The 15007-nt window shown below is 35.3% G+C and carries 16 protein-coding genes; 14 read left to right on the forward strand and 2 right to left on the reverse strand.

Annotated features, from left to right (window positions below; all coding sequences use genetic code 11):
• Positions 1 to 3 precede the first annotated feature (3 nt).
• Positions 4 to 282, reverse strand: coding sequence for a DUF6958 family protein (locus tag D7004_RS03410; RefSeq protein ID WP_123204468.1), 279 nt, complete (start codon positions 280 to 282; stop codon positions 4 to 6).
• Positions 283 to 584: 302 nt separating this feature from the next.
• On the opposite strand from D7004_RS03410, the gene D7004_RS03415 reads away from it, so the two are divergent.
• The 8 genes from D7004_RS03415 (at position 585) to D7004_RS03450 (ending at position 8573) form a co-directional block, all read left to right on the forward strand.
• Entirely contained in the window at positions 585 to 1763 is a 1179-nt protein-coding gene (locus D7004_RS03415) for a sensor histidine kinase (RefSeq protein WP_123204469.1), read from the forward strand.
• Positions 1764 to 1838: 75 nt separating this feature from the next.
• On the forward strand, positions 1839 to 2237 hold the full coding sequence (locus D7004_RS03420) for a sensor histidine kinase (protein ID WP_167459394.1): 399 nt from the start codon (positions 1839 to 1841) through the stop codon (positions 2235 to 2237).
• Positions 2238 to 3683: 1446 nt separating this feature from the next.
• Positions 3684 to 4403 (forward strand): LytR/AlgR family response regulator transcription factor, encoded by a 720-nt coding sequence (locus tag D7004_RS03425; protein ID WP_123204471.1) that lies wholly within the window; start codon positions 3684 to 3686, stop codon positions 4401 to 4403.
• A 357-nt stretch (positions 4404 to 4760) separates the two neighbouring features.
• Entirely contained in the window at positions 4761 to 6044 is a 1284-nt protein-coding gene (locus D7004_RS03430) for an OmpA family protein (protein ID WP_123204472.1), read from the forward strand.
• Positions 6045 to 6068: 24 nt separating this feature from the next.
• The gene (locus tag D7004_RS03435; RefSeq protein ID WP_123204473.1) at positions 6069 to 6650 is read left to right on the forward strand and encodes a hypothetical protein; all 582 of its coding nucleotides are present in this window, start codon (positions 6069 to 6071) and stop codon (positions 6648 to 6650) included.
• A 105-nt stretch (positions 6651 to 6755) separates the two neighbouring features.
• Positions 6756 to 7769, forward strand: a complete 1014-nt coding sequence (locus tag D7004_RS03440) for a hypothetical protein (protein WP_123204474.1) — start codon at positions 6756 to 6758, stop codon at positions 7767 to 7769.
• Positions 7770 to 7795: 26 nt separating this feature from the next.
• Complete coding sequence (locus D7004_RS03445) at positions 7796 to 8182, forward strand: hypothetical protein (RefSeq protein ID WP_123204475.1); 387 nt, start codon at positions 7796 to 7798, stop codon at positions 8180 to 8182.
• 205 nt (positions 8183 to 8387) lie between these two features.
• Positions 8388 to 8573 (forward strand): CsbD family protein, encoded by a 186-nt coding sequence (locus D7004_RS03450; RefSeq protein ID WP_123204476.1) that lies wholly within the window; start codon positions 8388 to 8390, stop codon positions 8571 to 8573.
• A gap of 76 nt (positions 8574 to 8649) precedes the next feature.
• On the opposite strand, the gene D7004_RS03455 is transcribed toward D7004_RS03450, so the two are convergent.
• A complete protein-coding gene (locus D7004_RS03455) occupies positions 8650 to 8928 on the reverse strand; it encodes a DUF427 domain-containing protein (protein WP_123204477.1) in 279 nt (92 codons plus the stop codon).
• A 291-nt stretch (positions 8929 to 9219) separates the two neighbouring features.
• Between D7004_RS03455 and D7004_RS03460 the strand changes: the two genes are divergently transcribed.
• From D7004_RS03460 to D7004_RS03490, 6 genes are all read left to right on the forward strand, one after another.
• A complete protein-coding gene (locus tag D7004_RS03460) occupies positions 9220 to 10335 on the forward strand; it encodes a Gfo/Idh/MocA family protein (RefSeq protein ID WP_123204478.1) in 1116 nt (371 codons plus the stop codon).
• A gap of 261 nt (positions 10336 to 10596) precedes the next feature.
• The gene (locus D7004_RS03465) at positions 10597 to 10968 is read left to right on the forward strand and encodes a hypothetical protein (protein WP_167459395.1); all 372 of its coding nucleotides are present in this window, start codon (positions 10597 to 10599) and stop codon (positions 10966 to 10968) included.
• Between the two features lie 127 nt (positions 10969 to 11095).
• Entirely contained in the window at positions 11096 to 11476 is a 381-nt protein-coding gene (locus D7004_RS03470; protein ID WP_123204480.1) for a hypothetical protein, read from the forward strand.
• 129 nt (positions 11477 to 11605) lie between these two features.
• The gene (locus D7004_RS03475) at positions 11606 to 12229 is read left to right on the forward strand and encodes a cupin domain-containing protein (RefSeq protein WP_123204481.1); all 624 of its coding nucleotides are present in this window, start codon (positions 11606 to 11608) and stop codon (positions 12227 to 12229) included.
• Positions 12230 to 12688: 459 nt separating this feature from the next.
• Positions 12689 to 13939, forward strand: a complete 1251-nt coding sequence (locus tag D7004_RS03485) for an NAD(P)/FAD-dependent oxidoreductase (RefSeq protein WP_167459396.1) — start codon at positions 12689 to 12691, stop codon at positions 13937 to 13939.
• Positions 13936 to 15003 (forward strand): oxygenase MpaB family protein, encoded by a 1068-nt coding sequence (locus D7004_RS03490; RefSeq protein WP_123204483.1) that lies wholly within the window; start codon positions 13936 to 13938, stop codon positions 15001 to 15003. The genes D7004_RS03485 and D7004_RS03490 overlap by 4 nt, the downstream gene beginning before the upstream one ends.
• Positions 15004 to 15007 lie beyond the last annotated feature (4 nt).

Below are 15007 nucleotides of genomic sequence, written 5' to 3' on the forward strand. Positions count from 1 at the left end.
TTGTTATACCAACCGATATCTTTCAGGTTTGCCATCAGTTCTCACAATCAATTTTCTAGCTTCTAAATCTAATTTTACCGTTTCTCCATACCAGTGAACACCACCTTCAAAATTATCTTTTAATTTTTGATACAAAGTCTCCATGAGTTCAGTGTGGGTGTATTCCTTATCTGCTATAATTTCAAGAAGGGCATTTTTAATGGTTTCATATTTAACTACATCAATTTTCTTGTTGGATTTTTCAGGATTTGGATGTAGTGTTTGTATGATCGAATTGTTCATGCTCTTAAGTTGTTAATTAAGCTGATTTAAAAGAAAATATTAGACGTAATAATGAAAAATAACTTATCTAAATAAAAACTATTTAGGTTTTTCATTTATGGCTTATCAAAAAAAATCTTTCGAACCTAAAACAAAAAAAATCTTTTTTACTTTTAAGATAGTTCGATCAAACATGTGAATTTAAACAAGCGCAGAATAAATAATGTTATATCTAGATATTAAGTTAAAATTTATTGAACCTAAACATCGTTACGCTTGAAACATTTATTTGTACTTATTAATATTCTAAGAAAAAATCCCTGATGATAAACAAACGCCAATCTGACAGCTTTAGTGCCATTATCCGAAAGCTATTTGTTATTTTTCTTCTTTTTACATTCATTTTAACCGTTGGATCATTTATACTGCGCCACACAATTACCAATAAATTAGATCGGTTAAGCAGTCAGCTACGTCAGCCATGGCAACAACAAGCCATAAGTAGGTTACTGGTTGATTTAAATTTAACTGAAAATAGCTTTCAACAGGCAAGTGCTAATGGCGAAGTAAAAGATTTGGATGCTTACAAAAAACATCTTAAAGATATTTTAGCGAAAATGGGCAACATACTTCAACGCTATAAAGTTGATGGTAATAGTGATATACCAAAAAGTAAACAGCAAATTGCGCTTGCCCTTCAACAAAAATTAGCTGTTTCAGAAAAACTATTTGATCTTCAAAAAAGATTTACATCCTTACTTGAAAAAACAACATTAGAATCAATTAGTGATAACTCAGCGACAAAGCAATTTGGGAAAGTAAAAATGCAAGCCGATACATCAGTTTCAACCTATCAAGAATCGACGGATAGAGGGTTAATTGAACGTTTAAAAGATGCGGTAAAAAATACTTCTGATGTAAAAGTATTAACCATCAAAAAACAGAAAAATCAAGATATCGCTAATGCTAAGGAAAATCAAAATAAGTTATTAAAAGACTTAGGGCAGCAGTATAGTCTCCTTACCCAATCTAATCAAGAATTGATTTTAGCAAATTTAAATCTGCTTACCGAGTTAAGGCAGGTATTACTCGAGCTGCAAAGTATAGAGCGAGTAGCTTTCGAAAAAAGTCGCGAAGAAATTTTGGAAGAATACCGTTCCACTTCGCTCAGCTTAAATACTTTTACGGGTATAGCTTCTGCTTTTATATTGTTATTTATAGTGATATTGATAATATATATGCGCAAGGCTTCAACATCAGAAAAGCGTTACATAATGGAAAACTCGAGGGCTGTAAGACTGGCTAGTCAGAAATCAGAAATACTTGCTATTATGAGTCATGAAATCCGCAATAAATTAATGGCTATAAATGGTGCTGTTTACATGCTCAAAAGAACAGCACTAATACCCGAACAAGAGAAACCAGTAAAATCAATTAATTTATCCTCCTCCCTACTCCTAGAAACGGTAAATAATGTACTGGATGTTAGCAAACTAGAATAAGCCCCAGCCGAATTAAAAATTGAACCATTCTCTCCATATGAGGCCATTAATGATTCTGTAGAAGCTATGCGTTTTATGGCTGAAAAGAAGAGCGTCGATTTAAATCTTGAATTTAACGGCATGATTGACCAAAAAGTAAATGGAGATAGTTTACGCCTTAAACAGATACTGATAAACTTATTAAGCAATGCTATCAAATACACAGATAAAGGCCATGTAACATTATCTGCTAAGCTTGATGAGCAGCTGAATAACTTCTTACTTACCGTAACCGTAAAAGATACGGGTTCTGGAATACCGAAAAACAAGCAAGCCAAATTGTTCTCTCCTTATTATCAAGCAGGTGGCCAAAAGCCAGGCACAGGGTTAGGTTTATATCTTTGCCGTCAGTTAGTAAAACTTCAAGGCGGCACAATTGATTTAGAAAGTGAAGAAGGGCAAGGTTGTACCGTTCGTTTTACAATACCCTATTAACCTGATTGATTAATATTCTCAAAAAAAAATTGTTTGATCACCGTTTTTGTCACTGCAAAGAACGAAGCAATCCTATTTATTTAGGCTAGAAAGATTGCTTGCGCTCGTAAAAGTCTAATTTCACAATGATGCCCGTTCTTGTTATTTGCTTAACCTATTGTTAAAGCAAAACTACCATTTCGTTAAAAAAAATTGCTTTTTAATCCGTTATAATTATTTTTTTGTTTTGAAGATTTGGAAAGCAATGCAAGAAATACTTCGGTCTGTTTCTGCCCCGTTATTTCTCCAAGCACTATGAAAAATAGTGGCTTTCCGTACTACCGGGTTTAGTTTGCAAGGTATTTCGATTTTTTTAGCGTGTTTGAAGGGCAAACGTAAATAATTATGCTGTACTGCGTTATTTAAACCTGACTGTACGAAAATACTTTTTGTTGCACCAACACTTCGTTTTTATTGCAGGAATTACCCAAAAAGATTGTAGGGAAGGCAGGATTTACATTAATCTGGTCACTGTAACTGCTTTTCTAATAACCTGAATTGATTAATATTTTAAAAAAAATTGGTTTAAACGCTATTTCTGTCACTGCAAGGCACGAAGCAATCCTATTTATTTAGGCAAGAAAGATTGCTTGCGCTCGTAAATTCTAATTTCACAATGATGCCCGTTCTTGTTACTTACTTAACCTATTGTTAAAGCAAAACTATCATTTCGTTAAAAAAAATTGCTTTTTAATCCGTTACAATTATTTTTTTTTGTTTTTGAAAATTTGGAAAGCAATGCAAGAAATACTTTGGTCTGTTTCAGCCCCGTTATTCCTCCAAGCACTATGAAAAATAGTTGCTTTCCGTACTACCGGGTTTAGTTTTCAAGGTATTTCGATTTTTTAAACGTGTTTGAAGGGCAAACGTAAATAATTATGCTGTACTGCGTTATCTAAACCTGACTGTACGAAAATACTTTTTGTTGCACCAACGCTTCGTTTTTATTGCAGGACTTACCCAAAAAGATTGTAGGGAAGGCAGGATTTACATTAATCTGGCTACTGTAACTGCTTTTCTAATAACCTGAGTTTGATTAATATTTTCAAAAAATTGGTTTAACCATCGTTTCCGTCATTGATAGTCACGAAGCAAATCCTATTTATTCAACCAAGAGGATTGCTTTAGCTCGTAAAAGTGGAGCTGTGCAATAACGACTGCTCTTGTTATAAGCTTAAGGCTACTTTAAAAAGCATTCTAATAATCGGACTCTGGTTATTAGTAAACTTAATTAACCCACTAATCTTCAAATAATACGATACCAATAGTATTTTTTATCAATTGATGTAAAATATTAAGGCGTACATCTTTCCAAATCTCTAAGATAAAGTTACCTTTGAGGTCACAAACAAAGAAGTTAGCAACAAATGTTTAATTGGATTAAGATTATATTTACCCATCAGTTGTATGAAAAATAAACTCAACTGTATTATCATCGATGATGATTTGGAGGTAATTGTTTGTGTTAGTGAATTTGTTCGCGAAACTTCTTTCCTTAATTTAGTATCCGTATTTAACAGTCCTGCGGAAGCGATTGACATTTTGGGTAGCTCGGGTATCGATTTAATTATACTCGATATTAATCTTCCGGGAATCGATGGTATGAGTTTCGCCAAAACACTGTATGATCAATATGGCAAAGATATGCCAAGGGTAATCTTTATTAGCGGTTCTGGCGATCATGCCTCAGAGGGTTATAAAGTAGATGCTATTGATTACCTTTTAAAGCCTTTTACTTATGAAGATTTCTTTAAAGCTGCATTTAAAGCTAAAAATCATTCATTACCAACGATTCAGAAAAGTGATGGGGAAGAATTTATCTTTCTGAAAGTAGAGCATGAATTAATACGCGTCCCTTTCAACGAAATTCTTTACGGCGAGAGCCAAAAAGACTACATTAATGTTTACACAAAAGGTGGGAAAATGATAACAGCGCTATCAACAATGAAAGCAATGGAAAGCATGCTTCCTCCAGATCGTTTTATGCGAATACATCGCTCTTTTATTGTGGCATTAGATAAGATAGATGCCATCCAGAATTACACCGTAAAAATTGGAAAAGCAGTGATTCCTGTAACCAACCAATATCGCGAGCAGTTTAAGGGTCATTTTAAATCCTGGCTTTAATTTCAAATTCTCATTTTATTCTCGTCGTTTTAATTCAACCTTCTATCGGACAGGTTAGGCCTTCTGACGAACGGATTTTCGTAAAAAAAATCAAATATCTTTCTTTGAAGTGTTTATAGCTGCAGGCCTAAAAGCCTTCAGAAGATTTTAACACGACTATGAAAAAATAGCTATACATCATTCTTGTAGAGATTCGTTCATAAACGATTTTAGGAAAACTGCTACAGATGAGACAAAATCGGTAAGCTTAAATACACTTGGTATTAAGCTAATCGATTCATTGAGCATTTACTTCACAACGTAATCAAATCTTCGAAAGCAGTAAACGTAAAATTTAGAAAAACAAAAACCGAAAAGATGAACATCAATTTTACAAAAACATCAATGTTGGTGGCTTTAGTAAGCTTATCGACTCAAATGTTTGCGCAAGAAACACCTACAACTACAGATAGGTTCGGCAAACAATCATTAAGAACATGGAGCATTGGTGCACATGGAGGAATATTAAGTCAGAATACCTTTTTAGGTGGCGGAAGCGTAAAAGCTGATGAGTTTAAAAGTATTGGTTATGGTGCTTTTATCAAAAAGCAAATTTTACCAGCTTTAGGCTTACAGGCTGATTTTTTACGTGGCGAAATTAAAACGTTAAACAGCACCAGTACTGTAGAGCAAAAAAACAGCATCAACTACTCGGGCTCGCTAACTGCAGTTTTAAACATTGCAAACTTTAGCCTTAACACAGAGAATGCCGTGTTGATTCCTTATGTTAAAGCCGGTGCAGGTTACATGTCGTCGGATTCGCAATTTGGAAATATTAACACATTTACAGAAAGAGAAGGATGGTTTATCCCAACTGGAGTAGGATTTAAGTTTGGCGTTTCCAAAGGAATTAATATTGATTTGGGCTACGACATCAACTTTATCAAATCATCTCCAACGGTTAAAAATGCCTACAACGAAAGCAGATTTTCTTATGCACACGCAGGATTGGAATTTGCTTTAGGAAACAAAGAAAATTCTCAATTACAAAACTACAGCGCAGTTGCCGATTTACGTAAACAAAGTGCTGAAGAAAGTGCTGAACTACGAAGAGCTTTATCAACAGCAGAGCAAAATGCTGCAAGAGATAGAGAACAATACGCTAAAGATTTGGCTGATGATGATAATGATGGTGTGGCAAACAAATTTGATAAGTGTGCTGGTACACCCGCAGGAACAATTGTAGATGGTTCTGGTTGTCCATTAACAGTTACTCAAACCGTTATTAAAGAAACAACAACTGTTGTAACCGAAGCTGACCGTAAAATTGTAAGAGATGCAATTTCAAATTTAGAATTTGATTTAGGTAAATCAACCATTCGCTCTAAATCATATAGCACTTTAAACAGAGTTGCTGCATTATTAATAGAGAAAAACTTCAGTTTAAAATTAGCTGGCCACACAGATAACACTGGCGGAAGAGAGTTGAACCTGCGTTTATCAAAAGATAGAGCTGAATCCGTAAAAACATATTTAGTATCGCAAGGTGTTAATGCATCGAGAGTTGAAGCAACCGGATATGGTCCTGACCAACCTATTGCAACAAACAAAACTGCGGCAGGACGCCAGGAAAATCGCCGCGTAGAATTTACTTTATATTAATTTAATCAATATCCCTTATCAATCATGAAAAAAATTATAGCAACAATCATTTTATCAGCAACAACAATATTTGCCGTAAATGCGCAAATCCAAAAAGGTAACGTATTAGTAGGTGGAAACTTAACCAACATTAACCTTGGTTTAGATGACCCGAAAATATTTAGTGTAGATATTTCACCTAAAGCCGCATGGTTTATTCAGGATAATGTTGCACTGGGTGGTTACGTAAACTTTGGCCTGGAAACAGCTAAAAACTCAAACACAACAACAAGCTATGGTGTGGGTGCATTAGGCCGTTATTACTCTGGTAAAGATGTAGAAGTGCTAAACCATGGTCGCTTTTTTGCAGAAGCAACTGTTGGTATTGGTGGAGTTAATGTGAGCAAAGGTAGTGGTAATACCAACGGACTTAATTTAAGTGTAGGACCAGGTTTTGCTTATTTCATTACACCAAACATTGGCTTAGAAACCTTATTAAAATACAATGGTTTAGTTGGATTTGGAAGTTCAACAACACAGAACAACCTAAACCTTTCATTCGGTTTTCAAATCTATTTACCTGGTCAGCGAACTGCTAACAAGGTTAAAAGAGACGTTAACAACTAAATAATCCAATCAAGAAGCTGCCTTCTGCTATTTAAGTATTAAGCAGCTTCTTTTTTAACGGGCGAATTATTAGCCCAAATATCATCATACAACTACTATAAAAACATGGAACACAAAATTCATACAATAAGCGATAAATCCGTTGGTGGATTTATTAGCCGAATATCCTGGAGTGCAATAATTTCAGGTGTATTTATTGCCATTGCAGTACAACTTCTACTTAGTTTTCTTGGCCTTGGCATCGGCTTTGGCAGCATAAACCCGCTTGATGAAGCAAAACCATTTAGTGGACTTGGTACAGGTGCACTAATTTGGTGGATAGTAACAATGCTTATTTCTGTATTTACAGGTGGCTGGGTTGCTGGATGGTTTTCAAATCAAATTCAAAAAACAGACCTGATTATACATGGTTTACTTACCTGGTGTTTACTTACTTTCTTAAATATGTATTTAATTACCTCATCAGTTGGAAAAATTGTAGGAGGTGTTGGTACTGTAATTACAAAAGGCTTTTCATTAGCTGGTGATGGGATTAAAGCTGCAGCTCCAGAAGCTGGCGATCTTATTAAAGACCAACTAGGAATGGATAAAAACACCTTTGGAAAAATGAAACAGGAGGCAGAGCTATTACTAAAGCAAACCGAGAAAAAAGAACTGCAGCCAAAAGCATTAGATAAAAAAATTGATAAGGCCGCTAACCAAAGCGAATCAACAGGAAAAGACGTTCTAGAAAATCCTCAGGCTGCACAGCAAAAAATTGATGCCTTGGTTTCGAAACTATTTTCTGAAAATGATTCAACCTTTAATGCTGTTGATCAGGAAGCACTAGTTAATATTGTTAAAAACAGAACAGGAAAAAGCGAAGCAGAATCAAAGCAGATTGTAGAAAACTGGGTTAGCACATTAAAAACCGCTAAAGAAAAGATTAAAGAAGTAAAAGTAAAGGCAGAGCAAAAAGCTAGAGAAGTTGGCGATGAGATGGCTTCAGCGCTTTCTAAGTTTGCTATTTTCTCTTTCATCGGGATGGTTTTAGGTGCGGTTAGCGCAAGTTTTGGAGCGCTTATCGCTTCTAAGAAACGCCTTACCATTATCGAAACCAGACCTGTAGAAAGGGTTTAATAGTATTTAAAATTAAAACAAAAGAGATGACTACAGGAAAGAGAACTAAAACTATTGTTGCAATAATTGGCATTTTGCTGCTTATTGGCTTAGTTTACTACAATTACTTTTTCATTTTTGGAGAAGGTGTAAAAGCCGGAGAGTTAAACTATATCGTTAAGAAAGGTTACATTTTTAAAACCAATGAGGGAAAACTAATCCAAAGTGGCGTCCGCTCTAAACAGACAGGAACACTGCAAAACAACGAGTTTGAATTTTCTGTATCTGATGAAGAGATTGCCAAAAAGATGATGGGCAATAGCGGAAAGTTTTTCGAACTTCATTATAAGGAGTATAAACATAGCCTGCCTTGGAGAGGATATAGCAATTACGTTGTAGATAGCATTTATGCATCGAAAGATATCCCTCAATAAACCTAAAAACCTGAGTTCGATGCTCAAACTTAATATTTTGCTGTTTTATCGCAGGGTGACCTTACCTAAAAAAAGCAGATTTAATTAAGTGACGGAAAATTAATAATCGAACTCAGGTTAAAAAGTAATTCGACCGATTATAAACACAAGGCTCGAATTACTATAGAAAATTAACAGAAGCATTTTACAGTTAAAAACGATAACAATGGATAAATTAGAATTAAAAGGCGCCTGGAATGAACTTAAAGGAAAAGTTAAACAGGCTTATGGACAGTTAACAGACGATGATTTAACGTTAGTAGACGGAAAAGATGATGAACTTTACGGAAAATTGCAACAAAAAACCGGCAAAACCCGCGAACAAGTTATAGATTGGTTAAAGTCTCTATAGTTTTAAACAACAGGAAGCCCCTTAACGTGAAATGTTAAGGGGCTTCTGATTTTAATATTGCTTTTAAGATTTTTGATTATTCTACTTTTACGCCTTTCCAAAAAGCAACATAATCTTTAATCTCTTTGGCAGCATCTTTAGGATTTGGATAAAACCATGCCGCATCTTGGTTTTTTTCTCCATCAACTACTAAGGTATAATACGAAGCTTCACCTTTCCACGGACAAGTGGTATGTTTGCTAGAATCCAAAAAAAAGTCTTTTTTTATGGACGAGGCAGGAAAATAATGATTGTTTTCAATTACAATTGTATCATCACTTTCTGCTATAATTTCATTGTTCCAGATTGCTTTCATAGTTATAATTTTTACATATCAACCTTGCAAACTAAGAATTTGTTTTAATGATGCCCTTGCAATATAATTGGACAGCAATAAAATTTCATAATCCTCGCAATTAGGTTGATTTTATTAAAAATTCGATTCCATTATCATTCAAATAGAGTGAAAAATCTCATCGCAAAAACTAAATAGAAAAACTTATTGTTAAATTACATAATGTAAATCAGTTAATTAGTAATTCAAACGGTGTGATTCTAAGAATTGCTTAGTGTTTTACTAAATTAGATACGCAGCAAAAGTTCAAATATGAATAGCAGAAGAGATTTTCTACAAAAAATTGGTGTTTCAGCATTGATGCTGCAGTTAGGTTCCGTAGCGTTTGCAGATACTCCAAACCATTTCGAACAGCCTTACGATGGCAAGGTGCTCCGTGTAGCCATCATGGGATTAGGTGGCTATGGTACTCGTGTAGCTGAAGCCATGAAAGCATGCACCAAAGCCAAATTGGTCGGTGTAATTAGTGGTACGCCTTCAAAAATTAAAGAATGGCAAACGAAATACAACATCCCGGAAAAGAATTGCTATAACTATGAAAACTTCGATCAGGTAAAAAATAATAAAGACATAGATGCGATTTACGTGATAACGCCAAATGCATTGCACCATAGTCAGGTTATTCGTGTAGCAAAAGCTGGAAAACACGCCATATGCGAGAAACCAATGGCCTTAAATGCAATAGAGGCACAGGAAATGATTGATGCTTGCAAGAAAGCAAATGTAAAGCTATTGATTGGCTACAGAATGCATTTTGAGCCACACACCTTGGAGGTGATCAGAATGAGAAAAGCAGGAGAATTCGGTAAGATTATGTTTTTTCAGGCACAATGTGGTTTTAAGGCAGGTGATCCTAATCAGTGGCGATTAAACAAAGCACTTGCGGGCGGTGGAGCAATGATGGATATTGGCATCTATGCCATCAATGGAGCAAGATATATGGTGGGCGAAGAGCCAATCTGGGTAACGGCACAGGAAACCAAAACCGACTCATTAAAGTTTAAAGAAGGTGTAGATGAAACCATACAATTTCAGTTAGGTTTTCCAAGCGGTGCGGTAGCATCCTGCTTATCTAGCTATAACATCAATTATCTGGATAGATTTTTTATGAGTGGCAATAATGGCTTTGCAGAAATGCAACCGTCTACCGGTTACGGCCCGATTAAAGGCAGAACACATAAAGGCGAACTCATGCAAGCCATAACCACTCATCAAACTGTACAAATGGATGAAATGGCAACCATTATTTTTGATGATAATAAGCCAATAGTACCTGTTAACGGCGAGGAAGGATTGAAAGATCTTAAAATTATTGAAGCGATTTACCTTGCCGCCAAAATAGAAAAGAAGGTTAATTTAAATATCTAAACTGAAAGTGATTTCCTAGCTGGTTTATCTCGCTGCGAAATCCTAAATTTTGATAGTATAGGCCCCCTAATTTGAACTTTTTCACGATAGAAAAAACAAATATTACCTTCAATAAGAAAGTTTATTGTATCATAATTTATAACTGATTTTGCTAAAGCAACATTGTTGTTATAATATAATGCTAGAACAAATAAACGCTATAGAATTTTTGTATCTTAGAAAAAGCTTGATTATAAACAGTTTTAATAAGTATAAATATCTATGAATATGAAATTAATATTGTACCTCTTTCTGGCCGTGTTTTCATGCTCCGCAAAAGCTCAAATAGCCAGCCATTCCCAAATTTCGAATTTAAGAATAACCAATAACCACCTACCCATTTACGATAGTTCAAGAGTTGATAAAGATTCAATTTACCAATTTCGTTCTGGTAAAAATAAAATGGTTCAGCGTAATAATTTGCTTTTGAAAAGCCTGGCTGAAATCAAACAAGAGCAATCAAATTCACTTCCTTATGCAGATAATTTGGTCTCTTCTAAAAGCCAAAAAGTGATAATCAACAGTATTAAAAAAAGAGATTTGCTATTCAGGGATACTGACGTTAAACCTGAATTGATTTATCCGAAACATTAATTAGCAAAATAGTTTTTTGTGAATTGAAGATCTTTATCTCTTTACGCTATTGATATTTCAGGATAATATAGCTTTAAGAGAAAATTACTGGTGTCAAAAAAATTGAATATATATACATAATATACCGATGACCATACTCGAAGGACAGGTATTTTGGGGTTACGATTATGATATCTACAATAAAAGTAATTTCATGAAAAGTATCATGGGCATGTTTTCTCTGATGCCTCCGTTACACCAGTATTCAGGAAGAGTTGTTTTAACTAAAACTGAATTAATTATTTTAGGTGACACCGACCTTAATATACCCTTATATACTATTGATGAGGTTTATATTGGATTTGATGAAATCTTTCCTGCCTCGAGTGTTAAAAACTTAGGGCTTTTTTGGCAACCTTTAAGAGTTAAGTTCAGAGCGGATGAAACGGTTTATATGGTAATTGATTACAACGGAATTAATACAAATAATAAAATTTGGTTTGATGCATTGCAACAAATATTGCAGTAAAAGAGGCTTTTTTGCAAGTAATAACCAATTGGGTGACCTTGGAATTAATTTTATAAAGAACTCCAGTTTAGCTCGCTTAAATTAAGATTTAAATTCTTACCCGGTGAGCGGGTAATATCTCAAAAGCAAATGGAAACATCAACAATCGATCGAAGAAAAACCATACAATGTCTTGCTCTTTTAATGGGCGCAGCTATAATCCCAGACTCAGCGTTTGGTAAAATAGGATATCCAGATCCAGAGGAGATTTCTGGCCCTGAAGTGAAGAAGCCAATACACATAAAGTCTGGAAACGGCAAAAAAGGCAACATTGGCGATGGGGACATTATCTTCAAATTTGATAAACATGCAACGGATGGACATTTGGGTATAACAGAATCGACCCTACCGGTAGGCATACTTGGTGCACCGCCCCATTCTCATAAAGGCTTTGATGAAATTTGTAGAGTTACTCAAGGCACCTTGACTATACTTGTTGGAAATGAAATATTTGAGGTTAATGAAGGCGACTGGCACCTAAGGCCAAAAGGTATTGTGCATAGTTTTTGGAATAAAGGCACAAAGCCTGCAAAATTTATTGAAATTTATTCACCAGGTGGACATGAGTTGTACATGAATGAGCTTTCAGATCTGTTCTTAAATAATCAAAGACCTAAACCAGGTTCTCTTGATTTGCTTGCCAAAAAGTATGATATTACATTCGACTGGCCTAAACTTCAAACCATCATGGATACTTACCAAGTACGCCTTTAATGATTAAGTTCAGATCGGATGAAACGCTTTATATGGTAATCGATTACAACGGAATTAATACAAATAATAAAATTTGGTTTGATGCATTGCAACAAATATTGATGTAAAAAAGTCTTTTCTGCAAGTAATAACTAACTGGGTGAAAGTGGAATTAATTTTATAAGCTCTCTAGTTTCGATGGATTTTGTTCGGAAAAATATTTGCTATTTCTGCGTAAATATCTGAGCTAGTTTATCGTTCAATAATTTGCCTCTCAAATCTTTTGCAATTATTTTTCCTGATGGGTCTATAAGAAAATTCGCGATTACTTCTGAACTCCTAAATTCAAAATTAAGATTAAACTTTGATGACAGATTAATAAAAAACAATCTCAACTCGGATCATTTTTTAGCCTAAATTTGTTGAACAATATTTTTGATAAACATTAAATCATCTTCCAAAAGATAAATGGTAACCAATATGAGTAAAAATGCAGAAGTAATTATAATTGGTGCAGGTTTGGCCGGACTAACTGCAGCAAAGGTTTTGAAAAATGCAGGAAAATCAGTTTTGGTAATCGAAGCTTCTGGTAAAGTTGGCGGAAGAGTAAGAACAGATGAGGTTGATGGCTTTCTTTTAGACAGAGGCTTTCAAGTTTTGCTAACGGCTTATCCTGAAACAAAAAACTTATTAGACTATAAAGCGCTCGACCTTCGTAGTTTTGATTCGGGCGCCTTAATATTGGATAAAAACAACATAAGCAAAATCGGCGATCCGCTTCGGCAACCCAGCTCGCTTATTAGTACTTTATTTTCTAAAGCAGGAACATTTGCAGATAAATTGCGAATATTAAAACTGAAGTTAAAGCTAAATGCTAAATCAATTGATGATATTTTCTCGGAAGAAGAAATGTCAACAGCTTCTTACCTTAAAAAGCAAGGCTTTAGCGATTTAATCATAAAAAAATTCTTTCTCCCCTTTCTCACGGGCATTTTCCTTGAAGATAAACTGCAAACTTCAAGCAGAATGTTCGAATTTGTTTTTAAAATGTTCGGTGAGGGAACTGCAGCAATCCCTTCAAAAGGTATGGGCATGATACCGCTACAGCTCGCTTCTTGCCTCTCTCCAGATGAATTGCTATTAAACAGCAGAATCTCGAAAGTCGAATCGGGAACTGTGACCACAGAAACAGGCCAGTCATATAACGCAGATTTTGTAATCATAGCTACCGATGAATTGAATTTGCCTTTCCCCCATCAAAAAGTTGCGAAAAATTTCTGTTCGGTAACCAATGTGTATTTTACCGCTAAACAAAAGCCTTTTAATGAGCCCTTAATTGCACTAAATTGCTTACCAGGAAAGCTGGTGAATAATATTGCGGTTATAAATACTATTTCAAAAGATTATTCGAAAAATGGACAGGCGCTGATATCGCTATCGCTCATCGGCGATCATGCAGGCAAGGATGAAAAACTTCTACAGCAAGAAATCGTAGAAGAAATGAAATACTGGTATGCTGATGCGGTAAACTGGAAACACCTCAAAACTTATCACATTAAATACGCTCTTCCAAACGACGATCAGGTAACCAATGAATTAGCTGCTGAAGACACCGAATTGAATAAACAATGTTATGTATGTGGTGATTACTTAATGAACGGATCTATTAATGCGGCAATGAAAAGCGGTAGAATTATAGCGGAAGCAATTATCAAGAATAAGACAAAATGATGGCAGAGCAAGGAATTTATAATGGAAAGTTATTAGATATCAAACGACAAACAGGCGATAAGGCAGTTGATGAATTTATAAAATTTGTATTTGCTGATAACGAGCGTAAACAGCAACTCCAGCAGTGGTTGGCGGGAAAATCGTCAATAGCAAATTTGGATGAGCTATTCCCAGGCTTTGATTTCATCAAGCAAAGTAAGGAACTTCCTTTATGGGCCAAACCAGAACTCATTCGTGAGGGAAATGCTTTCTTTGCAAGACATTCAGAAAATATCATGAGCCTACTCGGCTTATTATCACTTCCTTATTGTTATACCGCTGCTGATGGGGCTATGGTATTGTATTTATCAGAAAAGATTAAAAAAAATACCACCAAACGCCTTTACGATACGGCAGTTTTTGTTTGGGAAGTTATGGGTCCTGAGGCTTTCTCGAAGGGAGGAAACGGTTTTAAAGAGGTTTTAAAAGTAAGGATAATACATGCTGCGGTCCGCTATTATACGCTGCAAAGTGGAAAATGGAACGGAAAATGGGGTACACCAATTAATCAGGAAGATATGGCGGGAACAAACCTCTCCTTCTCTTTAATTGTTGTTCGGGGCCTTCGAAAACTGGGCATTACCATAAGCAACCAGGAGCAAATCGCATTCTTGCATTTATGGAAAGTGGTTGGGTATTTCACCGGATTGGATGATGATTTGTTACCGGAAAATGGCAAAATGGCTACACAGCTTGACATTGCGATCAAAAATCGTCAGTTCTGTACTTCAGCACACGGACAAGAACTTACCAATTCGCTGATAGAACACATCCTTACTTTAAATAAAAGAAAAGTGAGTAAAAATGATATTCTTGGTCTGATGCGGAATCTACTGGGTACCGACATCGCAGATATGCTCAACATCCGGGCACCTGAATTATCAAAATATAAGCTCCTGTTGCTTAGAACAGCAAATTTTGTAAAAAGCTTCAAATCTAGCGGTGATAACGTTCATCTTTACCATCAGGCTTATGCTGCATTTAAAAAACGAAGCTTGTTTACAGAAAATATTATAAGTGATTAGGCTC

Source organism: Pedobacter jejuensis (assembly GCF_003725795.1).
Lineage (GTDB): Bacteria > Bacteroidota > Bacteroidia > Sphingobacteriales > Sphingobacteriaceae > Pedobacter > Pedobacter jejuensis.